The organism is Mycobacterium aquaticum (genome assembly GCF_002086485.1).
In the GTDB taxonomy this organism is placed as follows: Bacteria; Actinomycetota; Actinomycetes; order Mycobacteriales; family Mycobacteriaceae; genus Mycobacterium; species Mycobacterium aquaticum.
In genome coordinates this window covers 226,528-249,752 of the sequence record NZ_MVHF01000001.1, presented here as the reverse complement: position 1 = coordinate 249,752, position 23,225 = coordinate 226,528, and the positions used below count along the sequence as shown (strand labels likewise).

At 67.3% G+C, this 23,225-nt stretch carries 25 protein-coding genes and 3 pseudogenes; 9 read left to right on the top strand and 19 right to left on the bottom strand.

Annotated elements, in window-relative coordinates:
- The first annotated feature begins 44 nt into the window (after positions 1 to 44).
- The gene (locus BST13_RS01060) at positions 45 to 2,054 is read left to right on the top strand and encodes a TPM domain-containing protein (RefSeq protein ID WP_083159730.1); all 2,010 of its coding nucleotides are present in this window, start codon (positions 45 to 47) and stop codon (positions 2,052 to 2,054) included.
- Here BST13_RS01060 and BST13_RS01055 read toward each other — a convergent pair.
- Positions 2,051 to 2,503 (bottom strand): winged helix-turn-helix transcriptional regulator, encoded by a 453-nt coding sequence (locus BST13_RS01055; RefSeq protein ID WP_083159728.1) that lies wholly within the window; start codon positions 2,501 to 2,503, stop codon positions 2,051 to 2,053. The genes BST13_RS01060 and BST13_RS01055 overlap by 4 nt on opposite strands.
- Before the next feature lie 94 nt (positions 2,504 to 2,597).
- Here BST13_RS01055 and BST13_RS01050 point away from each other — a divergent pair, with 94 nt between their 5' ends.
- The 3 genes from BST13_RS01050 to BST13_RS01040 are packed head-to-tail and all read left to right on the top strand — an operon-like array spanning position 2,598 to position 4,812.
- On the top strand, positions 2,598 to 3,263 hold the full coding sequence (locus BST13_RS01050) for an SDR family oxidoreductase (protein ID WP_083159726.1): 666 nt from the start codon (positions 2,598 to 2,600) through the stop codon (positions 3,261 to 3,263).
- Between the two features lie 20 nt (positions 3,264 to 3,283).
- Complete coding sequence (locus tag BST13_RS01045; protein WP_083159724.1) at positions 3,284 to 4,309, top strand: alcohol dehydrogenase catalytic domain-containing protein; 1,026 nt, start codon at positions 3,284 to 3,286, stop codon at positions 4,307 to 4,309.
- The gene (locus tag BST13_RS01040; protein ID WP_245839231.1) at positions 4,306 to 4,812 is read left to right on the top strand and encodes a DUF302 domain-containing protein; all 507 of its coding nucleotides are present in this window, start codon (positions 4,306 to 4,308) and stop codon (positions 4,810 to 4,812) included. The genes BST13_RS01045 and BST13_RS01040 overlap by 4 nt, the downstream gene beginning before the upstream one ends.
- A 105-nt stretch (positions 4,813 to 4,917) precedes the next feature.
- Here the strand turns inward: BST13_RS01040 and BST13_RS01035 are convergent, their stop codons facing one another.
- Positions 4,918 to 6,303, bottom strand: a complete 1,386-nt coding sequence (locus BST13_RS01035) for a glycine--tRNA ligase (RefSeq protein ID WP_083159722.1) — start codon at positions 6,301 to 6,303, stop codon at positions 4,918 to 4,920.
- Between the two features lie 88 nt (positions 6,304 to 6,391).
- Here BST13_RS01035 and BST13_RS01030 point away from each other — a divergent pair, with 88 nt between their 5' ends.
- Both BST13_RS01030 and BST13_RS01025 read left to right on the top strand, forming a co-directional pair.
- Positions 6,392 to 6,781, top strand: a complete 390-nt coding sequence (locus BST13_RS01030; RefSeq protein ID WP_083159720.1) for an ArsR/SmtB family transcription factor — start codon at positions 6,392 to 6,394, stop codon at positions 6,779 to 6,781.
- On the top strand, positions 6,778 to 7,176 hold the full coding sequence (locus BST13_RS01025; RefSeq protein WP_062827306.1) for a Fur family transcriptional regulator: 399 nt from the start codon (positions 6,778 to 6,780) through the stop codon (positions 7,174 to 7,176). Before BST13_RS01030 ends, BST13_RS01025 begins: the two co-directional genes overlap by 4 nt.
- Here BST13_RS01025 and BST13_RS01020 read toward each other — a convergent pair.
- From BST13_RS01020 to recO, 6 genes are all read right to left on the bottom strand, one after another.
- Positions 7,173 to 7,817, bottom strand: a complete 645-nt coding sequence (locus BST13_RS01020) for a response regulator transcription factor (protein ID WP_083160048.1) — start codon at positions 7,815 to 7,817, stop codon at positions 7,173 to 7,175. The two genes, BST13_RS01025 and BST13_RS01020, sit on opposite strands and share 4 nt — an antisense overlap.
- Positions 7,814 to 9,115, bottom strand: a complete 1,302-nt coding sequence (locus tag BST13_RS01015) for a sensor histidine kinase (protein WP_083159718.1) — start codon at positions 9,113 to 9,115, stop codon at positions 7,814 to 7,816. The genes BST13_RS01020 and BST13_RS01015 overlap by 4 nt, the downstream gene beginning before the upstream one ends.
- Positions 9,116 to 9,220: 105 nt before the next feature.
- The gene (locus tag BST13_RS01010; RefSeq protein WP_083159716.1) at positions 9,221 to 9,619 is read right to left on the bottom strand and encodes an NUDIX hydrolase; all 399 of its coding nucleotides are present in this window, start codon (positions 9,617 to 9,619) and stop codon (positions 9,221 to 9,223) included.
- Positions 9,616 to 10,062: a hypothetical protein gene (locus BST13_RS01005; protein WP_083159714.1), complete on the bottom strand. Its 447-nt coding sequence runs from the start codon at positions 10,060 to 10,062 to the stop codon at positions 9,616 to 9,618. The genes BST13_RS01010 and BST13_RS01005 overlap by 4 nt, the downstream gene beginning before the upstream one ends.
- On the bottom strand, positions 10,059 to 10,943 hold the full coding sequence (locus BST13_RS01000) for a decaprenyl diphosphate synthase (protein ID WP_083159712.1): 885 nt from the start codon (positions 10,941 to 10,943) through the stop codon (positions 10,059 to 10,061). Before BST13_RS01000 ends, BST13_RS01005 begins: the two co-directional genes overlap by 4 nt.
- Positions 10,891 to 11,733: a DNA repair protein RecO gene (recO, locus tag BST13_RS00995; RefSeq protein WP_083159710.1), complete on the bottom strand. Its 843-nt coding sequence runs from the start codon at positions 11,731 to 11,733 to the stop codon at positions 10,891 to 10,893. The genes BST13_RS01000 and recO overlap by 53 nt, the downstream gene beginning before the upstream one ends.
- 63 nt (positions 11,734 to 11,796) lie before the next feature.
- Between recO and BST13_RS00990 the strand changes: the two genes are divergently transcribed.
- Both BST13_RS00990 and BST13_RS00985 read left to right on the top strand, forming a co-directional pair.
- Complete coding sequence (locus tag BST13_RS00990) at positions 11,797 to 13,329, top strand: amidase (protein ID WP_083159709.1); 1,533 nt, start codon at positions 11,797 to 11,799, stop codon at positions 13,327 to 13,329.
- A gap of 138 nt (positions 13,330 to 13,467) precedes the next feature.
- Positions 13,468 to 14,130 (top strand): hypothetical protein, encoded by a 663-nt coding sequence (locus BST13_RS00985; protein ID WP_083159707.1) that lies wholly within the window; start codon positions 13,468 to 13,470, stop codon positions 14,128 to 14,130.
- Positions 14,131 to 14,133: 3 nt separating this feature from the next.
- Here BST13_RS00985 and era read toward each other — a convergent pair whose 3' ends face one another.
- From era to hrcA, 11 genes and pseudogenes are all read right to left on the bottom strand, one after another.
- Positions 14,134 to 15,042, bottom strand: a complete 909-nt coding sequence (gene era / locus BST13_RS00980; RefSeq protein WP_083159705.1) for a GTPase Era — start codon at positions 15,040 to 15,042, stop codon at positions 14,134 to 14,136.
- Positions 15,039 to 15,356, bottom strand: a complete 318-nt coding sequence (locus BST13_RS00975) for a cytidine deaminase (protein ID WP_083159703.1) — start codon at positions 15,354 to 15,356, stop codon at positions 15,039 to 15,041. The genes era and BST13_RS00975 overlap by 4 nt, the downstream gene beginning before the upstream one ends.
- Positions 15,343 to 16,674, bottom strand: coding sequence for a hemolysin family protein (locus BST13_RS00970; RefSeq protein WP_083159701.1), 1,332 nt, complete (start codon positions 16,672 to 16,674; stop codon positions 15,343 to 15,345). Before BST13_RS00970 ends, BST13_RS00975 begins: the two co-directional genes overlap by 14 nt.
- Positions 16,671 to 17,225 (bottom strand): rRNA maturation RNase YbeY, encoded by a 555-nt coding sequence (ybeY, locus tag BST13_RS00965; RefSeq protein ID WP_062827298.1) that lies wholly within the window; start codon positions 17,223 to 17,225, stop codon positions 16,671 to 16,673. The genes BST13_RS00970 and ybeY overlap by 4 nt, the downstream gene beginning before the upstream one ends.
- Positions 17,222 to 17,557: pseudogene (locus BST13_RS39595) on the bottom strand (PhoH family protein); the annotation flags it as partial. The pseudogene BST13_RS39595 and the gene ybeY, both read right to left, overlap by 4 nt.
- Positions 17,558 to 17,821: 264 nt before the next feature.
- A pseudogene (locus tag BST13_RS39590) lies at positions 17,822 to 18,166 on the bottom strand (LAGLIDADG family homing endonuclease); the annotation flags it as partial.
- Between the two features lie 351 nt (positions 18,167 to 18,517).
- Positions 18,518 to 19,228, bottom strand: a pseudogene (locus BST13_RS39585) (PhoH family protein); the annotation flags it as partial.
- Positions 19,229 to 19,389: 161 nt separating this feature from the next.
- Entirely contained in the window at positions 19,390 to 19,557 is a 168-nt protein-coding gene (locus BST13_RS38135) for a hypothetical protein (protein WP_095533360.1), read from the bottom strand.
- A 193-nt stretch (positions 19,558 to 19,750) separates the two neighbouring features.
- Positions 19,751 to 20,500, bottom strand: a complete 750-nt coding sequence (locus tag BST13_RS00955; RefSeq protein ID WP_083159697.1) for a 16S rRNA (uracil(1498)-N(3))-methyltransferase — start codon at positions 20,498 to 20,500, stop codon at positions 19,751 to 19,753.
- A gap of 15 nt (positions 20,501 to 20,515) precedes the next feature.
- A complete protein-coding gene (gene dnaJ / locus BST13_RS00950; RefSeq protein ID WP_083159695.1) occupies positions 20,516 to 21,667 on the bottom strand; it encodes a molecular chaperone DnaJ in 1,152 nt (383 codons plus the stop codon).
- Between the two features lie 30 nt (positions 21,668 to 21,697).
- Positions 21,698 to 22,729, bottom strand: a complete 1,032-nt coding sequence (gene hrcA / locus BST13_RS00945; RefSeq protein ID WP_083159693.1) for a heat-inducible transcriptional repressor HrcA — start codon at positions 22,727 to 22,729, stop codon at positions 21,698 to 21,700.
- 172 nt (positions 22,730 to 22,901) lie between these two features.
- Between hrcA and BST13_RS00940 the strand changes: the two genes are divergently transcribed.
- On the top strand, positions 22,902 to 23,213 hold the full coding sequence (locus tag BST13_RS00940; RefSeq protein WP_064942496.1) for a type II toxin-antitoxin system VapB family antitoxin: 312 nt from the start codon (positions 22,902 to 22,904) through the stop codon (positions 23,211 to 23,213).
- Positions 23,214 to 23,225: the final 12 nt, after the last annotated feature.

Here is a 23,225-nt window from a genome sequence, read left to right as displayed (position 1 = left end):
CAGGACGCAGCAGCAATACCGTGCAGCACATTAGATTGGCCGTCATGCGCATCGCCCGTCTGCTGCCCATGCTGCTCGCGGTCCTGATGGTCGGGCTGGTGGTGGCCCCGGGTGCCGGTGCGGAGCCGCCGCTGCGGTTGTCCACCCAGCTCACCGACAACGCGGGCGCGCTCTCGCCGCAGCAGCGCACCAGTGTGCAGAACGCGCTCGACAAACTCTACGACCAGCGGCGCATCAAGCTGTGGGTGGTTTTCGTCGAGGACTTCTCAGGGCAGAACGCGCTGGCTTGGACCCAGCGCACCATGACCATGAGCGATTTCGGTGACGACGACGCCGTGCTGGCGGTGGCCACCGTGGACCGTGCCTTCGCGTTCCAGGTGCCATCGACCGTCACCAACGTCAGTTCCTCGGACACCGACGACATCCGGCGCAACAGCATCACCCCCGCGCTGCGGCGCGACGACTGGGCGGGTGCGGCGATCGCCGCGGCCAACCGACTCAACACCGAACCGCAAGCCGCGGCAGGCATGTCGTGGCCCGCATTGGTGATCGCCCTCGGCGTGGTGCTGGTGCTGGCCGGGCTGGTGTTCTGGTGGGCGGCACGCCGACGGGCCAAGCGCCGCAAGGCCGAATTCGAGGCCGCCAAACGCGTCGACCCCACCGATCCGAATGCCCTGGCGACGGTACCGCTCGAGGCCCTCGACGAACTGTCCCGCTCGATCGTCGTCGACGTCGACAACGCGGTACGCACGAGCGACGCCGAATTGCAGCTGGCGGTAGAGGAATTCGGCCCGAAGCAGACCGAGGCGTTCAGCCGTGCGGTGGCCAACGCGAAAACCGCACTGGCGCAGGCGTTCAACGTGCGGCAGATCCTCGACGATGCGGTGCCCGAGACCCCGCTGCAGCGGCGGGACCTGTTGACCCGCGTGATCGTGGCGGCCGCCAAGGCCGATCGTGAACTCGACACGCAGAGCACGGCTTTCGACCAATTACGCGACCTGGTGATCAATGCTCCGACCCGGCTGGACGGCATGACCCAGCAGGTGGTGGACCTGACCGCGCGTCTGACGCCGGCACAACAGATGTTGGACACGCTGCACCAGCAGTTCGATGCGGCCGCACTGAGTTCGGTTGCGGGCAATGTCGATGCGGCCAAGGAACGGTTGGCTTTCGCCGACCGCAACATGTCGTCGGCCCGCAGTCTCGTGTCCCGTCCGGCCACCGACCAGACCGCGCTCGTGGACGCCGTGCGGGCCGCGGAGTCCGCGCTGGGTCAGGCCCGCACCCTGCTCGACGCGGTGGACAGCGCCGCGAGCGACATCAACCGGGCGATCGCCGGCCTACCCGCGGCGATCACCGATATTCAGGCCGGCATCGACCAGGCGAACACCCTTCTGGGACAGCCGGATACGCCGCAGTCCGCGGCCCTGGCGACCGCGCGCGACGCCGCCATGAAGGCCGCGGATGAGGCGCGCAACAGCGGCACTGCCGACCCGCTGGGCACCTTCACGCGGCTGACCAAGACCGACGCCGACCTCGACCAGCTGCTGGCCAGCGTGCACGCCCAGCGCGAGGCGGCCGACCGGCTGGCGCGCGCCCTGGACCAGGCCATCGACACCGCACAGTCCCGGATCAAGGCCGTGTCGGATTTCATCGACACCCGGCGCGGGAGCATCGGCCCGGAGGCGCGCACCCGGCTCGCCGAAGCCGGCAGGCAACTGGACGCCGCGCTCGCGAAACGCGGCGCGAACCCGAATGAAGCTGTCGCGCATGCCAACGGGGCGTCGACGCTGGCCGCGCAGGCGCAGGGGCTGGCCAATGACGACGTGCGCGCCGCGCAGCGCAGCTACACCTCGCAGTATGGCGGCGGTGGTGGATCGGACATGGGCGCGGTGTTGGGCGGCATCATCATCGGCAACGTGCTGCGCGGTGGCCTCGGCGGAGGGTTCGGCGGCGGTTACGGCGGTGGTCGCAGCATGGGCCGCCCGACGTCCTACGGCGGCGCGTCACGCTCGTCGGGCCGCAGCTACAGCGGTGGTAGCGGCCGGTTTTAGCTGCCGGCCTTGGTGACGAGCGCGACCTGCGTCGGCGCGACCGTGGTGCCGTCCTTGCGCCGGAATCCGATGCCCACCGGGTCGCCGGTCTCGGCCTCGATGAAGCGGTAATCACTGCTGTGCGGCCGGGCCAGGTGAACATGCCCCCATTGCCCGATGGCCGCCAATACCGGGATGAGGTCATGGCCGGCGTCGGTCAGCACGTACCGGCTGCGGGTGCGGTCACCCGGCTGCTGATAGTCGACGACTTCGAGGATGCCGGCCTCCACTAGTTCGGACAGCCGGGCACTGAGCACATCCGGGGCCACCCCCAGGACTTCGCGGAATTCCGAGAAACGTGACTTGCCCAGCAGCGCCTCGCGAATGATCAGCACGGCCCACCGCTGCCCCAGCACAGCCATGGTACGGGCGATGGGACAGGCGTTATCTGTCCACGGATCGGTACGCATACCGCTATTCTAGCTGAGTTGGGAATACCTACTCAGCGTGTCTGCTTGATGAAGGTGATGTTCGGGCAGTCAACCCACTTCGAAGGAGAATCGAATGTCACACCAGATCAAGGGATCGACGGCCGTGGTAACCGGTGGCCAGCGCGGGCTCGGCAAGGCGATCGTGGATGAACTCCTCGCCCGCGGCGCCGGCAAGGTCTACGCCACCAGCCGAAGCCCCGAGCCCAGCACCGACCCCAGAGTGGTCGTCGTCCAAGCCGAGGTCACCGATGCCCACTCGGTCGACAAGCTCGCCGAACTCGCCGGTGACGCCACGATCGTGGTCAACAATGCCGGCGTGACGGGCGGCAAGTCACTGCTGAGCAGCGACCTCGACGAAATCCGGTCCGTCATCGAGACCAACCTGTTCGGCGCATTGCACGTGACCCGCGCCTTCGCACCTCAGCTGGCAGGTGGCGGGACCCTCGTCAACATCGCCTCGGTGCTGTCCTGGCTCCCCGGCTTCGGCGCCTACGGCATCTCGAAAGCCGCACTGTGGTCGGCCAACAACTCGCTGCGACTGGAACTGCAGAACCAGGACACCGATGTGATCGGCGTGTACCTCGGTTACACCGACACGTCGATGGTGGCCGATCTCGATGTACCGAAGAACGATCCGGCCGACGTCGCGCGGCAGATCGTCGACGGTATCGAATCCGGTGCCGCTGAGGTGCTCGCCGACGAGCTCACCCGGCAGGCACGCGTCGGGGCCTTCGCCTGAGCGCCGGAGAGGGACAAGCCATGACGACGTATCGGGCCTTTCAGGTCACCGGCCAACGCAATTTCGAACTTGTCGAGCGCGAGGTGTTGCCACCCACCCCGGGTCACGTGCGAGTACGAGTCGACAGCTGCGGCGTCTGCCACAGCGATTTCCTCGCCGTCGAAGGACTGCGCCCCGACCCCGAGCGGCCGGTGGTTCCCGGCCACGAAGTCGTCGGCGTCATCGACGCTGTCGGCGAGGGTGTTACGAGCTGGGCGGCGGGCGACCGCGTCGGTGTGGGATTCCTCGGCGGCCAGTGCGGCGAGTGCGAGTCCTGTCGGCGAGGCGATTTCGTCAACTGCTCCGATCAGCCGCAGCCCGGGACCACTGAGGACGGCGGCTATGCGGAGATGCTGTACGTCAGGGCCACGGGACTGGTCCGCGTACCCGATCAGTTGGCCGCGGACGTCGCCGCTCCCCTGCTGTGTGCGGGCGTCACCACATTCAACGCTTTGCGCGCCACTGCCGCACCGCCCGGAGCGCTGGTCGCGATCCAGGGCCTCGGCGGCTTGGGGCACCTCGGGGTGCAGTACGCCAAGAAACTCGGGTACCGCGTCGCCACGATCGCTCGCGGCGCCGAGAAGGCCGAGCTGGCAATGACTTTGGGATCGGACCACTACATCGACAGCGCCGCGCAGGATCCGGGCGCGGCGTTGACCGCCTTGGGCGGCGCCGCCGCTGTCATCGCCACCGCAGCCAGCGGCGCCTCCATGAGTCCCCTGGTGGCAGGGCTGCGACCGCACGGACAGCTGGTCGTCGTCGGCGCCGCGCCGGACCCGATCGAGGTCAACACCGCCGACCTGATCTTCGGCGGCCGGAGCGTTGTCGGTAGCCTCACAGGTTCGTCGATCGAGAACGAGGACAGCCTCGCATTCAGCGCCGCCAACGGCATCGCGCCCATGATCGAGGTCATGCCGTTCGAGGAGGCTCCAAAAGCCTACGAGCGCATGATGTCCGGGCAGGCACGCTTTCGGATCGTCCTCGATGTCGCAGGATCACGGCAGTGACGCGGCACAGTAGCACCGTCGAGCACCCGAGCCGACGGCTGCTGATCGCGCTGCCCGATGAGTACGAGCAGGCCCGCCAACGTTACGAATCACTGGTTCCTGCCGTAGATCTCAGCGCGTATACAGCTGCGGCGAACTGGGACGAGGTGGTCGCGATCGCGAAACACGAAGCCCCACATGGCTTCATGCGCTACCACAGCATCGACGTCACGCCGACGATGGCACTGTCCGGTGCGACACGGCGCGCCACCGAATACCTGATGGGCAATCACACCATCGCCGAACGCATGTACCGTCACGACCCCGCGGTCATGCTGCACGCACCGCTGCGCACCCTTCTCTACGACGGGCCAGACGGCACCGTGCTGGCCGTGGACCAGCCCAGCCTGCTGTTCGCCAGCTACGACAACCCGGCGATCGCCGCAGTCGGCCGTGAACTAGACGGCCTGTTGGCAGCACTGGTCGAACTGCTCGACGGCGACGTCCCGCCGCAGCTGCGCTAGCCCCGTTTCCTCGGCGAGCAGACGCCGCGGTACCCGAAATGCGGCGTGTCGGGGACCGCAGCTGGGGGCCCCTCCCGCTTGCGGGGGACTGCTCGGCGGGGAAAGTCAGCAGCCCTTGAGGCGCACCGCGAGGTAGTCGGACACCTTGTCCAGCGCCACGCGCTCCTGGGTCATGGCGTCACGCTCGCGGATGGTCACCGCGCCGTCCTCGAGTGTGTCGAAGTCGACGGTCACGCAGTACGGCGTGCCGATCTCGTCCTGGCGGCGGTAGCGACGGCCGATGGCCCCGGCGTCGTCGAACTCGACATTCCAGCTCTTGCGCAGCTCGGCGGCCAGGTCGCGGGCCTTGGGCGACAGGTCGGCATGCCGTGACAGCGGCAGCACCGCGGCCTTGACTGGGGCCAGCCGCGGATCGAGCTTGAGCACCGTGCGCTTGTCCACGCCGCCCTTGGCGTTGGGCGCCTCGTCCTCGGTGTACGAGTCGACCAGGAACGCCATCAGCGAACGGGTCAGGCCGGCTGCCGGCTCGATCACGTACGGGACGTAACGGGTGTCGGTGGCCTGGTCGTAGAACGACAGGTCGGTGCCGGAATGCTCTGCGTGCGTGGACAAATCGAAGTTGGTGCGGTTGGCGATGCCTTCCAGCTCACCCCACGGATTGCCCGCGAAACCGAACTTGTACTCGATGTCGGTGGTGCCTGCGCTGTAGTGCGACAGCTTCTCCAGCGGGTGCTCGTAGAGGCGCAGGTTCTCCGGGTGGATGCCCAGGTCGATGTACCACTGCAGCCGGGTGTCGATCCAGTACTTGTGCCATTCGCCTGCGGTGGAGGGCTCGACGAAGAACTCCATCTCCATCTGTTCGAATTCGCGCGTGCGGAAGATGAAGTTGCCGGGCGTGATCTCGTTGCGGAAGCTCTTGCCGATCTGGCCGATGCCGAACGGCGGCTTCTTGCGCGCGGTGGTCACCACGTTGGCGAAGTTGACGAAGATGCCCTGCGCGGTCTCGGGCCGCAGGTAATGCAGACCCTCCTCGCTCTCGATCGGGCCGAGGTACGTCTTGAGCATCATGTTGAAGTCACGCGGCTCGGTCCACTGACCCTTGGTGCCGCAGTCCGGGCAGACGATCTCGTCCATCGGCACGGAGTCCGGGTCGTCGATGCCCTTCTTCAGGGCATAGGCCTCTTGCATGTGGTCCTGGCGGTGGCGCTTGTGGCAGTTCAAGCACTCCACGAGCGGATCGTTGAACACGTCGACGTGGCCGGAGGCCACCCACACCTGCCGGGGCAGGATGATGGCGGAGTCCAGGCCGACAACATCATCTCGGGACGTGACGACCGATTTCCACCACTGCCGCTTGATGTTCTCCTTGAGCTCGACACCAAGTGGCCCGTAATCCCAGGCGGACTTCGTGCCGCCGTAGATTTCGCCGGACTGATAGACCAGACCACGGCGTTTGGCCAGGTTCGCAACGGTGTCGATGATGGATGCCACGGTGCAACAGACTAGCGATACCGCCACGAGCACCGATAATCCGCCGGAACTGTTGACATGCGATTCCGTGCATGTATTCTGGCGGTTAATGAAAACCGTTTCCAACTTCGCCGATACTACGCCCCCGGATCCCCACGCCGATCACGACGCGGAGCACGATCACGCCGGCGTCCCGGCACCGGAACTGCCGCCGCGCCACGTGCTCGACACCGCCGGCGAACTGCTGCGCGCGCTGGCCGCGCCGGTACGCATCGCGATCGTGCTGCAGCTACAGCAGTCGGGGCGCTGTGTCCACGAGCTGGTCGACGCCCTCGACGTGCCGCAACCCCTCGTCAGTCAGCACCTGAGGATCCTCAAGCAGGCCGGCGTGGTGTCCAGTGAGCGGGCCGGCCGTGAGGTGCTCTACCGCCTCGTCGACCACCACCTGGCCCACATCGTCGTCGACGCGGTCGCCCACGCCTGCGAGGACCGGCGGTGACGGGCGCGGTCCGGTCCACCCGGCAACGGGCGGCGATCGCCGAATTGCTCAACGAGACCGAGGGCTTCCGCTCCGCTCAGGAGCTTCATGACGAGCTGCGCCGGCGCGGCGAGGGCATCGGCCTGACCACGGTGTACCGCACGCTGCAGACGATGGCCACGGCAGGCGTCGTCGACACCCTGCGTACCGACACCGGCGAATCGGTGTACCGCCGCTGCTCGGAGCACCATCACCACCACCTGGTGTGCCGCACCTGCGGCTCGACGGTCGAGGTCTCCGGTGGTGACGTGGAATCCTGGGCCGCCGAGGTCGCCCGCGAGCACGGGTTCTCCGACATCAGCCACACCATCGAGATCTTCGGGGTGTGTGGGGAGTGCGGCGGGTCGGCCGACTAGCAGCGCAGATATGCCAGCACAGCGAGAACCCGGCGATTCTGTTCGTGGTCGGGCGGCAACGTGAGCTTGGCGAATATGGAGCCGATGTGCTTCTCCACCGCACCGTGACTGATCATCAGTGTGCGGGCGATACTCGTATTGGATCGGCCCTCGGCCATCAGCGCGAGCACCGCTTGTTCCCGCTCGGTCATCTGCCTCAGCGGGTCGTCGCGACGGCGTCGTACCAGCAGCTGGCCCACGACGTCCGGATCGAACACCGTGCCACCCGAGGCCACCCGGTGCACCGCGTCGAGGAAATCGTCGATCGCCGCGACCCGGTCTTTGAGCAGATAGCCGATCGCACCGGCCCCGTCGGCCAGCAAATCATCGGCATACGAAACCTCGACGTACTGGGACAACACGAGCACAGGCGAACGGGGCACCCGCCGACGCGCCTCGACCGCGGCGCGCAGACCCTCGTCGGTATGTGACGGCGGCATCCGGACATCCACCACCGAGACATCCGGCCGGTGCTCTTCGATCGCCCGCACCAGCGACGGCCCATCACCTACCGCGGCGACGACGTCATGGCCGTTCTCGGTCAGCAGCCGGATCAGGCCCTCCCGCAGCAGCACGGCATCGTCGGCGACCACGACTCTCAACACGGCATCTCCACCCCGATCGTCGTCGGTCCACCCGCAGGGCTGACCACGCTCAACGCACCGCCGACCGCCCGCACCCGGTCGGCCAGGCCGGACAAGCCGTGGCCTTTGGCCACATGTGCACCGCCGTCGCCGTCGTCGACGATCTCGACGCCGAGCCGACCAGGCCCATGCGCCACGGTGACCCAGCAATTCGCGGCGCCGCTGTGCTTGGCGACATTGGTCAGCGCCTCGGCGACAGAGAAATAGGCAGCAGTCTCCACCGCGGCATCGAGCCGACCGGCAGGGGTGCCCAGGTCGGGGTCGATGACGAGCTCGACCGGGACAGTGCACCGAACTGCCAGCGCGGCCAGCGCACTGGGAAGCCCACGGTCGGTGAGCACCGGCGGCGCGATGCCGCGCGACAGCGCGCGCAGCTCGTCCAAGGTCTCCTGGGTTTGTCCGAGCGCCTCGTCGAGCGTCTGTCGCAGCGCCGCCGGATCCCTGTCCAGCTGCTGACGGGCGCGGCTCAGATCCATCGCGAGACGTACGAGTCGCTGTTGGGGTCCGTCATGGATATCCCGTTCCAGCCGGCGCAGCGAGATTGCCTCGGCCGAGGCTGCGGCGGCTTTCTGCTCCGTCAGCACGCTGATCGTCTGCCGCATCTCGGCCACACCGGTCAGCAGCAGACGGCTGAAGCCTGCCGACATGAGCGCGCAGCCCCGCACCACGAATGGCAGGCTGATCAGGCAGACCACGCCGATGGCAGTCTGCAGGCCGACCCGCGCAAAGGTGCCGTCGCCGAGCCCGATCAGCTGAGCGAGCGACTGATTGTGCGGGCCACGCGGGATGCTCCAATCCCACGCGACGGTCAACGTGCCGCCGATCGCCACCGCCCACCAGCTCACCACGATGCAGAACGTCGTCACCGCGATCGGGAAATACAGGATGCCGTGCGCGAGGTCGAGCCAGAACTGGATCTGGGTGAGCGGGTTGAGGATCCGTTTCCAGACGCCGGCACCCGGTTCGGGTGTCCGGTAGTTCGGCCGGGTGCGCGGCCGACGCAGCACGGCAGGAATGCGCCACCGCTCGACGTCGGCGAAGAAGCGCGCGACGAACAGCGTGCCGGCGAGAACGGGGAGGCCGACGAGGATGACCAGCGTGCCGAGGCCCGTCGACAGCCCGGTCACGGCGACACTGCAACTCGCGATGGCGAGCGGGAATCCGAGCAAGATGTAGCCGGTGTCGATGCGGAGCTGACGGAGGACGCCGACTCGTTCCGGCTGCGCCGCATGGGCCGGCGCAGGAGCGGTGCTCATGCTCTCGACGCTAGGCACTTCGCGGGCCCACTCCCATCCAGTACACCCGCGTGTTGACGGTAGGGGTTCCCCTACCCACGGCCACACGTTCCCGCCCCGTCTCCACTAGACCGAGTCGCGCGCCAACGCCAGTACGGTCTGCCGTGTCAACGGCGCCAGTTCGATGTCGCCGGGGTCGTGCGGGTCGATCCAGGCCATCTCCTCGATCTCGGCCGCGGGATGCGGTTCGCGATCGAGGCTGACCAGGTAGAGGTGCGCATCGACGGTATGGCCGGGTTCGTTGGCGGCGGTGGCGGTGTAGCGCCCGAGGGGACGCGCCGTCGCCGGATCGAACCGGGCGCCGAGTTCCTCGTCGACCTCGCGGCCGAGCGCAGCCAAGGGCTGCTCCCCCGGCTCGATCTTGCCGCCGGGCTGCATGAACGACGAGGTGCCCCGCTTGCGGACGACCAGCACCTGGTTGCGCTCATCGAGGACGACGGCCGCAACGATGTGGAGAACCGTCATGACATGAGGTCGCGACGCACGTCCGCGCCCGTCGCCAACACCATCAGGATCAGCGTGCGCAGAGCGTCGTCGGTGAGCCCGGCTGCCGGGAAGTTGTAACGCAGCATCACGTCAGCGACCTTCTTCGCGGGGCTCTTGCGCACCGACCCCTTCGGCGTCGCGCCGTTGGCGGGCGTGGTGACCAACTTCTCCACCAGGACCACCGAACCCAGCATGGTGCGGCTGGCGTGGCCGGCCACCCGTTCACGAATCTTGTTGTTGAGCGGCAGGTCCCACGCCAGCGGCTGGGTCAGCGACACCATCTCCAGTCCTTCGGCGATGGTGACGACCCGCACCGAGGCGACCGATCCGTCGACGGTGACGGTCAGGGCGTCGTCCTCCTCCTCGACGACGGACATCACCTCACCGAGCGCGGAGGCCAACTGCTGCAGCAGGCTGGTCATTCGGCCCTACCGAAGCGCCGGTTGCGGTTGACGTACTCCTCGCAGGCCGCCCACAGATCGCGACGGTCGTAGTCGGGCCACAGCTTGTCCTGGAACACGAACTCGGCGTACGCGGCCTGCCACAGCAGGAAGTTGCTGGCCCGCTGTTCCCCTGACGTGCGGATGAACAGGTCGACGTCGGGGATGTCGGGCCGGTGCAGGTGCTTGGCGAAAGAGGCCTCGCTGATGCGGCTCGGATTGATCTTGCCGTCGGCCGCTTCCTGGGCCAACGCCTGTGCCGCCTCCACGATCTCGGTGCGGCCGCCGTAGTTCACGCAATAATTGACGGTGATGACGTCGTTGCCGACGGTCATCTGCTCGGCGATGTCGAACTCTTTGATGACGCTGCGCCACATCTTGGGCCGCGAGCCGACCCAGCGCATGTTCACCCCCATCGCGTCCAGGTTCTCCCGGCGGCGGCGCACCACCTCGCGGTTGAAGCCCATCAAGAACCGGACTTCCTCGGTGCTGCGCTTCCAGTTCTCCGTGGAGAACGCATACACGCTGAGGTGCTTGATACCGAGTTCGATGGCGCCACAGGTGATGTCGATCAAAACCGCCTCGCCCATCTTGTGCCCCTCGGTACGGCCGAGGCCACGCTGGGTGGCCCACCGACCGTTCCCGTCCATCACCACCGCGACATGGTTGGGCACCTGGTCGGCCGGAATCAGCGGCGCGGACGCCTTGGACGTGTGCTGCGGCGGGCGCGAGAAACGGCCGTTGGTGTTGGACGGCAATTCCGGGAAGACCACCGGCCACGTCGACGTATCCGGGAAGACCGGATAGTCGTCAGGCGCCGGGGGCAGCTGCGGGTAGGTCGTCTTGCCCCGTTTGAATGCCATGTGCCATATCCTGCCCGACCAGCGCGGCCCGGCGGTCGGCGACCGTCCGATCCACGCGGTAGGCCCGTTCCACAAGAGGCAATGTCCGCAGCTGACGTTCCAGGTGCCACTGCAGATGCGCGGCGATGAGCCCGCTGGCCTGGCTGCGGTGCCCTGACGTCGTCGTCTCGGCATATTCCCAGTCGCCGTCGTGCAGCGCCGCCATCAGTTCGAGTACCGCCTGCGGCGGCGTGGACGATCCGCTGGGCCTGCAGTGCACGCAGACGCTGCCGCCGGCAGCGACGTGGAACGCGCGGTGCGGGCCGGGCGCGGCACAGCGGGCACATTCGGTCAGCGCCGGCGCCCAGCCGGCCACCCCCATCGCCCGCAGCAGATAGGAATCGAGCACCAGCTCGCGAGCCCGGGAGCCGTCGGCAACCGCCCGCAGCGCCGCCACCGTCAAGCGGTGCAGCGCGGGCATGGGCGCCCGCTCCTCGCCGGCCAACCGTTCGGCGGTCTCCAACATGGCGCACGCGCAGGTGTAGCGACCGTAATCACTGACGATGTCGGCGGCGAACGCGTCGATGGCCTGGACCTGGGTGACGATGTCGAGATTGCGGCCGGGATGCAGCTGAACATCGATGTGAGCGAACGGCTCCAGCCGGGCCCCGAACTTACTGCGGGTACGCCGCACCCCCTTGGCCACCGCGCGCACCAAGCCATGGTCGCGGGTGAGCAGGGTGACAATCCGGTCGGCCTCGCCGAGCTTGTGCTGGCGCAGCACCACCGCCCGGTCCCGGTACAGCCGCATCGTGACAGTCTCTCATCGTGGCCCGACAGATTTCGGAACGCACCGCCGATATCCTTCAAAGCGATGGGAAAATCCACGGCCACCGACGCGACCTCTCCGGTCTTCCCTACTCTCGTCAGCCAGCTGTACCAACTCGCCAGTGGCGCCGTCACATCCGAGCAACTGGTGCAGCGGTCACTGCATGCCATCGCCGCGAGCCAGTCCACCCTCAACGCGTTCCGGGTCGTGCTGGCCGAGCAGGCAATGGCCGACGCCGACGCCGCCGACCGCAAACGCGCGGCCGGTAAACAACTGCCGCTGTTGGGAATTCCCATCGCGGTCAAAGACGACGTCGACATCGCCGGGGTGCCCACCCGGTTCGGGACCGACGCAGAGGTTGCCCCGGCCACCGCCGACGCCGAGGTGGTGCGTCGCCTCAAGGAGGCCGGCGCGGTCATCGTCGGCAAGACCAACACCTGCGAGCTCGGGCAATGGCCGTTCACCGGCGGACCGGCATTCGGGCACACCCGCAATCCCTGGTCGCGCAAACACAGTGCGGGCGGCTCGTCTGGCGGCAGCGCAGCGGCCGTCGCCGCCGGACTGGTCAGCGCCGCCATCGGCTCGGACGGCGCAGGCAGCGTCCGCATCCCCGCCGCGTGGACTCATCTGGTCGGCATCAAACCGCAGCGCGGGCGGATCTCCACCTGGCCGCTACCCGAGGCGTTCAACGGCATCACCGTGCACGGGGTGCTGGCCCGGACGGTCACCGACGCGGCGCTGGTGCTCGACGCCGCGTCCGGTAATGCCCCCGGTGATCTGCACCAACCACCCGCTGTGCAAGCCGCCGACCATGTGGGGCAGGCACCCGGGCCGCTGCGGGTGGCGATGTCGACGGCATTTCCGTTCACCGGGGTGCGGGCCAAGCTGGACCCGGAGATCCTCGCTGCGTTGCAGACCGTCGCCGAGCAACTCGACCAGCTGGGCCACAGCGTCGTCCGCAGAGACCCCAGCTACAGCCTGCGAATGTCATGGGACTTCCTCTCCCGCTCCACCGCCGGGTTGCTGGACTGGGCCGAGCGACTGGGCGACCACGACCTCGCAGTGGACTACGACGAGCGCACGGTGATGAACATGCGCATCGGCCGGCTGCTGTCCCAGGACGTGTTGCGTAAGGCACGGGCCCACGAGGCAGAAGTTCGGCGCCGCATCGGCTGGATCTTCAATCTCGTCGACGTCATCATCGCGCCCACCACCGCGCAGCCGCCGCCCCTGACCCATGAGTTCGACCGGCGCGGATGGGCCGCCACCGAACGCAGCGCCATCCGGTACTGCCCACTGACGTGGCCATGGAACCTGTTGGGTTGGCCGGCGATCAATGTTCCGGCCGGATTCACCTCCGACGGGCTGCCCATCGGAGTGCAACTGATGGGCCCCGCGCACAGTGAGCCGCTTCTGATCTCGCTGGCCGCCGAGTTGGAGGCCCTCAACGATTGGGCGGCACGGCAACCCGTGCCGTGGTGGAACACGCCGGAGGACCGCCCGGTGAAGGTCATCGAGGACGTCACCGACACCCGGGATGCGTCGCTGGCGGCTGCGGCAGTCAACGCACTCACCTGAGTTCTCAAGCGCCTTCGCCGCGGTGAGCAAAGGATCGAGTAGTCGCCTACTCTATCCGCGCCACACAGGATCTTCCTAGCCTGATGCCAGGCGACCGACAGCCGCCGGTCCGCGTTCCCCAAGCATCTGGAGGCTCCCATGGCAATCAGGAATCTCACTCGATCAGCTGCGGCTGCGGTCATCGGCACGGCCGTCGTCATCCCGGTTCCGGCCGCAGCTGATCCCCTCCCCTACGGACCTGACACCTGCATCCAGGGTTACGTCTGGCGGGAGGCTCGCACCGGCGACACCGTCTGCGTCACCCCGGACGAACGGTCGACGGTACTTCAGCAGAATGCCAACCCCGGCGCGCACAAGGACCCCAACGGCGCGTACGGCCCGCAGAGTTGCGCCCAGGGTTACGTGTGGCGCGAGGCGTTCGACGGCGACACGATCTGTGTCACACCGGACTTCCGCCAGCAAATGCTCAATGACAATGCCGCCGCGGCGTCGCGCAAGCAGGCCACCCAGCCGGTGCCCACACCCGGCGCGTCCGCCAACGGGTCAACGGTGCTGTTCGAGGTCACCGGATCCGGCGAGGTGTACAACATCGTCACCGATCCCTCGGGAGCAGACGTCCCTGATCACACCAAGATCCCTTGGCAGCGCACCATGACCGTCGGACCCGATGTGCAGTTGCTGCAGGTCGTCGCGCCCGGTCGCGACACTCCCGGCCCGGGCTGCCGCATCACCGTCGACGGCAAGGTCGTCGTCGAACAGCCGATCGGCGGTAGCGCGCACTGCGTGTTCAGCCGATTCTGAGCGTCAGAACCCGAGCCGCCCCAGCTGTTTGGGGTCACGCTGCCAGTTCTTCGCGATCTTGACCCGCAGGTCCAGATAAACCTTTGTGCCGAGCAGCTTTTCGATCTGGGTGCGGGCCGCGGTGCCGACCTCGCGCAATCGCGCGCCGCCCTTGCCGATGACGATGCCCTTCTGGCTGTCGCGTTCGACGTAGAGGATCGCGTGCACGTCGATGAGATCGTCGCGGCCCTCACGTTCCTCGACGTCCTCGATCACCACCGCCAGCGAGTGCGGCAGTTCGTCGCGCACACCTTCCAGCGCGGCCTCGCGGATGAGCTCGGCCATGAGCACTTCCTCGGGCTCATCGGTCAATTCGCCGTCGGGATAGTAGGCCGGTCCGGGTGGCAGCTTGGAGACGAGGACATCGGTGAGCACATCGAGTTGTTCGTTGGCGGTCGCCGACACCGGGACGATCTCGGTGTCCGGGCCGACCAGTTCACTGACCGCCATGAGCTGCGCGGCGACTCGGTCCTTGGGCACCTTGTCGATCTTGGTGACGATGGCGATCAGCGTCGTCTTCGGTGCGACGGCGCGGATCTGCTGGTAAATCCAACGGTCTCCGGGCCCGATGGCCTCGTCGGCGGGGATGCACAAGCCGATCACGTCCACCTCGGAGTAGGTGTCCTTGACCAGATCGTTGAGCCGCTGGCCCAGTAGGGTGCGGGGCCGGTGCAGACCAGGTGTGTCAACCAGGATGATCTGGAAGTCCTCGCGGTGCACGATGCCGCGGATGGTGTGCCGGGTGGTCTGCGGCCGGTTCGACGTGATCGCGACCTTGCTGCCCACCAGAGCGTTGGTCAGTGTCGACTTGCCGGTGTTGGGCCTGCCGACGAAACAGACGAAGCCTGACCGGAATTCGCGCTCGTCGCTCATACCGGATTTCCTGCCCGGTCGGTGACGATCACCGCAGCGTCGCCTGAGAGTTCCCGCACCGCAGCCACTCCGGCGTCGTCTGCCGAACCGCCGACCAGGACCGCCGCCTCCAACCCCGCAGCGCCACTGGACACCGCGGCCGCGACCGCCGACTGCAGCGCCGTCAACTGCAGCGCCGCCAGTTGCACGGGCGCACCGGCGTAGGTGCGGCCGTCGAGATCGCGGACCGCGGCGCCCTCCGAGGCCTCCGCGCGGCCCATCGCCCCACGGGCGAGCACCACGAGTTTGGTGTCCTCGGCATCAAGTTCGGTCATCTGAGTCTTGTCCTCCTCGCGCGCGGGCCGCGGTTTGCTCGTCTTCGTCGGTCTCGATCGGACTCACCAGCACGGTGTTGATCCGCACCCGGCCGCGGTGATCGGGACCGCCTTCGGCGTACAGCCGGAGCCGGCCCCAGTTCACCTCCGCACCGGGCAGCGGGACGCGGCCCAGTTCCAGGGCGAGCAGGCCGCCGACCGTATCCACGTCCATGTCCTCGTCGGGCTCCAGGTCGTACAGTTCGCACAGGTCCTCGATGGGCAGCCGCGCCGACACCCGAAACTGCTTGTCGCCCAAGTCTTCGACGGGGGCCACCTCGTCGGTGTCGTACTCGTCGGCGATCTCACCGACAATCTCCTCCAGCACGTCCTCAATGGTGACCAGCCCGGCGATCGCGCCGTATTCATCGACCAGCAGCGCCATGTGGTTGCGGGCCAGCTGCATTTCGTTGAGCAGTTCGTCGAGCGGTTTGGAATCGGGGACGAACACCGCCGGACGCATCACCTGGGCCACGGTGGTGTCCCGTCCCCCGTTTGTGGAGTAATAGGTCTGCTGGACAAGGTCTTTGAGGTAGACGACGCCGACGACATCGTCGACGTTCTCGCCGATCACCGGCATCCGCGAATGTCCGCTGCGCACCGCCAGCGAGGTGGCCTGCCCAGCCGACTTGTCGCTCTCGATCCACACCATCTCGGTGCGGGGCACCATCACCTCGCGGGCCGGTGTGTCACCGAGCTCGAACACCGACTGGATCATCCGGCGTTCCTCGTCGGCCACCACGCCGCGCTGCTGGGCCAGATCCACCACTTCGCGCAGCTCGATCTCGGACGCGAACGGTCCGTTGCGGAACCCGCGGCCCGGCGTGAGCGCGTTACCGATCAACACCAGCAGCCGGCTGATGGGCGTCAGCAGCACCGAAATCGCTTGCAGCGGAATCGCGGACACCAGCGCGATCGAGTACGCGTTCTGCCGGCCGACGGTACGCGGACCGACGCCGATGGCCACGAAACTCGTGACAACCATGATGGCCGCCGCCGACACCAGGCCCCAGCTCACGCCGAGATGACCGTCGAGGTACGCCACCAACAACACCGTGGCACAGACTTCACACGTAATACGCAGCAGCACCACGAGATTGATGTAGCGCGGACGCTCCGCGACCACGCGGGCCAGCCGGACAGCGCCGGGCCGCTCCTCGCGCACCAGTTCGTCGATCCGGGCGATGGACACCGTCGACAACGCCGCGTCGATCGCTGCGAACAGACCGCCGAACCCGACCAGCGCGATGGCGCCGAGCAGTGGGGCGAGTCCGCTCACGGTTGGTCGCCGCAGTTGAATTCATCGAAGTATCGGGACTCGTCCAGCAGGCGCTGATCCTTCTGCGTCTGGCGGTCGTCGTGATAGGCCTGCACCTGGTTGGCCACCCACTCCTCGAGGAGCTGGCGCTGCAGGGCGAACATCTCTTTCTCCTCGTCGGGCTCAGCGTGGTCGTAGCCCAGCAGGTGCAGCACGCCGTGAACCGTCAGCAATGCCAGCTCCTGGCCGAGCGAATGCCCGGCCTTGACTGCCTGTTGCTCGGCGAACTCCGGGCACAGCACGATGTCGCCCAGCATCGCCGGGCCGGGCTCGGGCGAATCCGGGCGGCCACCGGGCTCCAGCTCGTCCATCGGGAAGCTCATGACGTCGGTGGGCCCGGGCAGGTCCATCCACCGCATGTGCAGGTCGGCCATCGCGGCGCTGTCCACCAAAACCATCGAAAGTTCGGCTGCCGGATGCACATCCATCTTCTCGATGACGAACCGGGCGACGCTGATCAGTTCCGATTCCGAGACGTCGATGCCCGACTCGTTGGATACCTCGATGCTCATCGCCGCGACCGCCCGGTGGACGATCGGCGCTGGGCCCGGTTCAGCAATGCCGGCTCCTCATGTCGTGCGTAAGCGTCGACGATTTCCGACACCAGCCGGTGGCGCACCACGTCGGCGCTGGTCAGTTCGGCGAAGTGGATGTCCTCGATGCCGTCGAGAATGGTCATGGCCGCGCGCAAACCGGAGGTGGCGCCGCCGGGCAGGTCCATCTGGGTGATGTCGCCGGTGACGACGACCTTGGATCCGAACCCGAGCCGCGTCAGGAACATCTTCATCTGCTCGGCGGTGGTGTTCTGCGCCTCGTCGAGGATGATGAACGCGTCGTTGAGGGTGTTGTGGGTGAGTAGGAAGTCCTCGGTGACGTAGAGCGAGTCCTGGGCCGCGACGCTGATGCACACGGCTTCCGTGGTGCCCGCCGGTTCGATGCGGTCGATGAACCGCATCGGCCGGCCGCCACCCGTCTCGTCGTACTTCGCCGCCTTACGCGACAGCCGGAACGGTACGACGCCTGCAGGTAGGCGGATGTCGAGAACGTGGGCGTCAGAACGGTGATGAACCTCGCGCCCCCGGGCCAGTCCGGGCTTGCGCCCGTCGGCATCACGCGTGCGTAGGTAGACAACCCCACCCAGTGACTCGACGAGGAAGATCACGTTGTCGCACAGCTGATCGGAAACTGTCGTGTACTGAATGCGGCATGTGCGGCCCTGCTGGGTGACGGGACCGCCGTCGGTATCGAGCAGACCTTGCAACACCGCGAGGCGCACATCGGCCGAGTTGAACAGATAGTCCTCGGGGACGAATTTGGAGTCAGATTTCTTGCCGGACAAGCCGAGGGCCTCGAGCGCTTCCGCCAGCTCCGGATCCTTGGTCGCGAAGGTCGGGGTCGCGCGGGAGGAGAAGCATCCGTCGCCCAACAACAACCCCAGGGCGTACGGATCCATCGGCACCGGCCGAGATTCGAACGTCACCGGAGCACTCAGCAGCGGCAGCTCGTAGCGGTGGGCGTGGGCCGATCGGAGATTCCCGATCATCTCCTTGGTCTCCAGCACCCGAGCCGGCTTGTTTCGCCGTCGGTCCGAAGCCGTGTAGACAGCCCACAGATGGTCGCCGGACGCCATCGTCGACGCGCCGTCCTGCGTGTATACCCGGTAGACCTCCTTGAAGCCCTGCGGGTAGACGCCCGTCACCTCGGTGGGCGAACCGTCCGAGCCGATCACGAAGTCGCCGACCTTGATCTCGCCGATCGCTCGGAAGCCGTCAGGCGTGAGCACGTTGGTGAACAAGGGCTGCGCCCGGCCCCGCATATAAGCCAGCGGCGCGACCTCGATCACCCCGGCGCTCATCAGCTTTGGGATCAGCTCGGGATCCATCATGTCGTGCAGGGCGTCGTAAAGCGGCCGCAGGTACGGGTCGATCTTCTCGCTCAGGGTGCCGGGCAGGAAGCCGAGGCGCTCACCGGCTTCGACCGCGGGCCGGGTCAGGATGATGCGGCTGACCTGCTTGGTCTGCAGGGCACTGACGGCCTTGGCCATGGCCAGATAGGTCTTGCCGGTACCTGCCGGACCGATGCCGAACACGATGGTGTGGGCATCGATGGCGTCGACGTAGCGCTTCTGGTTGAGCGTCTTGGGCCGGATGGTCTTGCCGCGCCGGGCCAGGATGTCCAGCGTCAATACCTCGGCGGGCGACTCGTCGTCGGTGCCGGTGAGGATCGCGACGCTGTGGCGCACCGCGTCCGGGGTCACCGCCTGTCCGCTGGAGACCACGGCCACCAACTCGGCGACGACACGTTCGGCCAAGGCGACGTCGGCGGGCTCGCCGGAAAAGGTGATCTCGTTGCCGCGCACGTGGATGTCGGCGGCGAGCAGGCGTTCGAGTGCCCTCAGGTTTCCGTCAGCCGAACCCAGCAGACCCACGATGATGTCGGGTTGAACACTGATGCTGCTGCGGACCGATTCCGATGTGGAGGCCGAGGAATCGGCTGTTGTCTCGCGGGGCGTCACGTGGGGTTTGGTTCCTACTTCCGGATGTCGAGTTATGGCAGTTCCAGGATGGTTTGCTCAGCCCAGTTTACCGCCGGTCGCTGACACCGTCCCAATGGATAAGCAGCGCCGACACGGAAAGGGCGCCCCAGCGGGGCGCCCTTTGCGATCAGTGATGAGCGTCAGTGGCTCTGGTGCACGGTGGTGTCGACCTGCGGCACGGTCACATGCGGGCCGATCTGGTCCAGCCAGTCGTGGTGGCTGACGTCCGCCTGCGCAGCGCCGGCCAAGCCCAGGACCGCGGCGGCCATTCCACTGGCGATCATGGTGGCAAATCCGAACTTCTTCATGGTGATCCCCGGACCCTTCGTCTTCTGAGGTGTCGGCCGGTGGTGTGTTCATCGCCGGTCTGATGGTTAGAACACGCAGGTCAGGGACTTAATTCCGATGGCAGAAATTGATCGGCAGGTGGCAGGAATTGATCGCATTCCACCTGTGTCACCGCCGAGTCGAAAACCGCGGCTGGCTACTGATCCACGCTGGTTACAGCGACCAACGGGTAGTGAGCGCACCGATCGCACCCAGCGCGACCGCCGCGGCCGTCGACGTGCGCAGCACCGTCGGCCCCAGCCGTACCGCCTTGGCTCCGGCCGCCGTCAGCGCGGCGATCTCCTCGTCGGCGATACCGCCCTCCGGACCGACGATCAACATCACTGAATCGGCTTGAGCGAGAGCCAGTTCGGTGATCGGCGCGGTCGCCGACTCGTGCAGCGCCAGCACGAGTGCACCGCCGGCCACCGCATCGGCGACGCGCCGGGTCAACTCGGCCGTCGACACCACGCCGTCGACCGTCGGGATGCGGGCCCGGCGGGACTGGCGGGATGCCGCGCGAGCCACCGCGTCCCACCGGCGTAGACCCTTGTCGGCCTTCGGACCGTCCCAGCGGGCCACGCAGCGGGCCGACTGCCAGGCGAGGAAAGCGTCCGCGCCGGCCTCGGTGGCCAGTTCCACGGCCAACTCGGAGCGGTCGGACTTGGGCAGCGCCTGCACGATGGTCACCTGCGGGCTGGAGGCGGCGACGACGCACCGCTGCAGCACCCGCGCCGACAACCGCCCTTTGGCGGTGTCCTCGACGACACAGTGCGCCAGGGTGCCCGCGCCGTCGGCGAGGTCGATCTCTTCCCCGGTACGGATGCGGCGCACATTGGCCGCGTGGAAGCCCTCGTCACCGTCGAGCAGTGCCAACTCACCGGCCGCGGGCAACGCGTCGAGGTAGAACAGTGCCCTCGTCACAGCGGTGCCACGACGTCAGCGGCCGGAGAACGTCTCGCGCAGCCGGCTGAACAGTCCGCCGTTCCCGGTCGCCGACGCCGACTGCGTCGAGCGCACCTCGGCGGTGTCACGGGTGCGGTTCTCCTTGAGCTTGGTCAGCAGCTCGATGTCGGTGTGATCGAGCCGCGTCGGCACCACCACGTCGACGTGCGCGTGCAGGTCGCCGCGCACGCCCGAGCGCAGATGCGGCATGCCGTGCCCGCGCAGCGTGGTGACCGCCCCGGGTTGGGTGCCTGCGGCGACGGTGATCTCGGTGTCGCCGTCGAGGATGCCCGTCACGGTGACGGTCGTGCCCAACGCGGCGTCGACCATCGGCACGGACACCGTGCAGTGCAGGTCGTCCCCGTCGCGCACGAAGATGGGATGTTGCTTTTCGTGGACCTCGACATACAGGTCGCCTGCCGGGCCGCCACCCGGGCCCACCTCGCCCTGGGCTGCCAGCCGCACCCGCATGCCGTCGCCGACACCGGCCGGGATCTTGACGCTGATCTCGCGCCGCGAGCGCACGCGGCCGTCTCCGCCGCAGCGGGTGCACGGATCCGGGATCACCTCGCCGACACCGCCGCACACGGGACACGGACGCGCTGTCATGACCTGACCCAGCAGCGACCTCTGCACGGTCTGGATCTCACCGCGTCCGCCACAGGTGTCGCACGTGACCGGGGTGGATTTTCCGTTGGTCCCCTTGCCCTGGCACAGGTCGCACAGCACCGCGGTGTCGACGGTGACCTGCTTGGTCACCCCGGTGGCGCATTCCTCCAGGTCCAGACGCATCCGCAGGAGCGAATCCGCACCCGGCCGGACCCGGCCGATCGGACCACGTGACGTGGTGCCGCCGCCGAAGAACGCCTCGAACACATCGCCGAGCCCACCGAAGCCGCTGAACCCGCCGTTCGCCGCGCCGCCGACCGACTCCAACGGATCCCCGCCCATGTCCACGATGCGGCGCTTCTCGGGATCGCTGAGCACCTCGTAGGCGAGCTGGATCTCGGTGAACCGAGCCTGGGCCTGCTCGTCGGGATTGACGTCGGGATGCAGTTCGCGGGCCAGCCGCCGATAGGCGCGCTTGATCTCCGAATCACTCGCACCACTGCTCACTCCGAGCAAGCCGTAATAATCGCGTGCCACGCTGACCTTGCCTGACCTTTCAGATGCCGCTCAGCGGCTGCCTAAGACTTCACCTATGTAGAGAGCAACCGCAGCGACATTAGCGATAGTTCCCGGATAGTCCATTCGAGTGGGTCCCACCACACCCATGCCGCCGTACACCTTGCCCGAACTGCCGTAGGTGGTACTCACCACCGACGTCCCCACCATCTGCTCGGCTTCGGTCTCGTGACCGATGCGCACCGTCACCTTGCCTGCCTCCTGCTGCGCGGCCAACAGCCGCAACACCACGACCTGCTCCTCCAGCGCTTCGAGCACCGACCGCAGCGAACCGCCGAAGTCTGCGGTGTTGCGGGTCAGGTTGGCCGTCCCGCCGAGCAGCAGCCGCTCCTCGACGTGCTCGACGAGTGTCTCGACCAGCACGGTGGCCGAGCGGCCGACCGCGTCGGCGAGGCCGCCGCTGCCGTTGAGCTGGCTGGCGAGATCGGACACCGCGACCGACGCCGCAGTCAGCGGTTTGCCCTCGAGTGCCTGGCCCAGCATCTCCCGCAGCTTGGACAGCTGGTGATCGTCGATGGCGTCGCCGAGTTCCACGATCCGCTGATCCACCCGGCCGGTGTCGGTGATGACGACCAGCAGCAGCCGGGCCGGGGTCAGAGCCACCACCTCGAGGTGGCGCACCGTCGACGTGGACAGTGTCGGGTATTGGACGATGGCCACCTGCCGGGTCAGTTGCGCCAGCAGCCGCACGGCCCGACGCAGCACGTCGTCGAGGTCGACGCCGGACTCCAGGAAGTTGAGGATCGCGCGCCGCTCCGACGACGACAGCGGTTTGACGTTGTCGATGCGGTCGACGAACTCCCGGTACCCCTTCTCGGTGGGCACCCGGCCCGAGCTGGTGTGCGGTTGGGTGATGTAGCCCTCGGCCTCCAACACCGCCATGTCGTTGCGCACGGTCGCGCTGGACACACCGAGATTGTGCCGTTCGACGAGAGTCTTCGAGCCGATGGGCTCTTTGGTGGCAACGAAGTCGGCAACGATGGCGCGCAGCACCTCGAAACGACGGTCGTCGGCACTACCCACGGTTCACCTGCCCTTCGAGTCGACGTCAAGCTCAGATCGCTTGATCTATTTTACTGACCAGCTGGACCTTTACCGACTCCGTAGTTGGTGCGGACAGACGGGTGCGGGTACTAGCCTTGGCAACCATGCCGTTGCCAAGACCGCGTACAGGTAGCCCGGAGGCAGGTCGGCGATGATCTTCAAAGGTGTCATCGAGGGCAAGCCGTACCCCGAACACGGGTTGACCTACCGCGACTGGTCACGCATCCCACCTCGGCAGCTACGGCTGGACGAGATCGTCACCACCACGACCGTGCTGGCCCTGGACCGACTGCTGTCGGAGGATTCGACGTTCTACGGCGACCTGTTCCCGCACGCGGTGAGATGGCGCGGCGACATCTATCTGGAGGACGGTCTGCACCGCGCGGTCCGTGCGGCGCTGCGAAACCGCACCATCCTGCACGCCCGGCTGTATGACATGGATTCGCCGCTGCCCCAGATGTGACAGCGACGGCCC

What these genes read in the sequence shown, in the direction of transcription:
- BST13_RS01060 (WP_083159730.1), top strand. Translation starts at nt 45, where the DNA reads ATGCGCATCGCCCGTCTGCTGCCCATGCTGCTCGCGGTCCTGATGGTC.
- BST13_RS01055 (WP_083159728.1), bottom strand. Translation starts at nt 2,503, where the DNA reads ATGCGTACCGATCCGTGGACAGATAACGCCTGTCCCATCGCCCGTACC.
- BST13_RS01050 (WP_083159726.1), top strand. Translation starts at nt 2,598, where the DNA reads ATGTCACACCAGATCAAGGGATCGACGGCCGTGGTAACCGGTGGCCAG.
- BST13_RS01045 (WP_083159724.1), top strand. Translation starts at nt 3,284, where the DNA reads ATGACGACGTATCGGGCCTTTCAGGTCACCGGCCAACGCAATTTCGAA.
- BST13_RS01030 (WP_083159720.1), top strand. Translation starts at nt 6,392, where the DNA reads ATGAAAACCGTTTCCAACTTCGCCGATACTACGCCCCCGGATCCCCAC.
- BST13_RS01015 (WP_083159718.1), bottom strand. Translation starts at nt 9,115, where the DNA reads ATGAGCACCGCTCCTGCGCCGGCCCATGCGGCGCAGCCGGAACGAGTC.
- BST13_RS01010 (WP_083159716.1), bottom strand. Translation starts at nt 9,619, where the DNA reads ATGACGGTTCTCCACATCGTTGCGGCCGTCGTCCTCGATGAGCGCAAC.
- BST13_RS01005 (WP_083159714.1), bottom strand. Translation starts at nt 10,062, where the DNA reads ATGACCAGCCTGCTGCAGCAGTTGGCCTCCGCGCTCGGTGAGGTGATG.
- BST13_RS01000 (WP_083159712.1), bottom strand. Translation starts at nt 10,943, where the DNA reads ATGGCATTCAAACGGGGCAAGACGACCTACCCGCAGCTGCCCCCGGCG.
- recO (WP_083159710.1), bottom strand. Translation starts at nt 11,733, where the DNA reads ATGCGGCTGTACCGGGACCGGGCGGTGGTGCTGCGCCAGCACAAGCTC.
- BST13_RS00990 (WP_083159709.1), top strand. Translation starts at nt 11,797, where the DNA reads ATGGGAAAATCCACGGCCACCGACGCGACCTCTCCGGTCTTCCCTACT.
- BST13_RS00985 (WP_083159707.1), top strand. Translation starts at nt 13,468, where the DNA reads ATGGCAATCAGGAATCTCACTCGATCAGCTGCGGCTGCGGTCATCGGC.
- era (WP_083159705.1), bottom strand. Translation starts at nt 15,042, where the DNA reads ATGAGCGACGAGCGCGAATTCCGGTCAGGCTTCGTCTGTTTCGTCGGC.
- BST13_RS00975 (WP_083159703.1), bottom strand. Translation starts at nt 15,356, where the DNA reads ATGACCGAACTTGATGCCGAGGACACCAAACTCGTGGTGCTCGCCCGT.
- ybeY (WP_062827298.1), bottom strand. Translation starts at nt 17,225, where the DNA reads ATGAGCATCGAGGTATCCAACGAGTCGGGCATCGACGTCTCGGAATCG.
- BST13_RS38135 (WP_095533360.1), bottom strand. Translation starts at nt 19,557, where the DNA reads ATGAAGAAGTTCGGATTTGCCACCATGATCGCCAGTGGAATGGCCGCC.
- BST13_RS00940 (WP_064942496.1), top strand. Translation starts at nt 22,902, where the DNA reads ATGATCTTCAAAGGTGTCATCGAGGGCAAGCCGTACCCCGAACACGGG.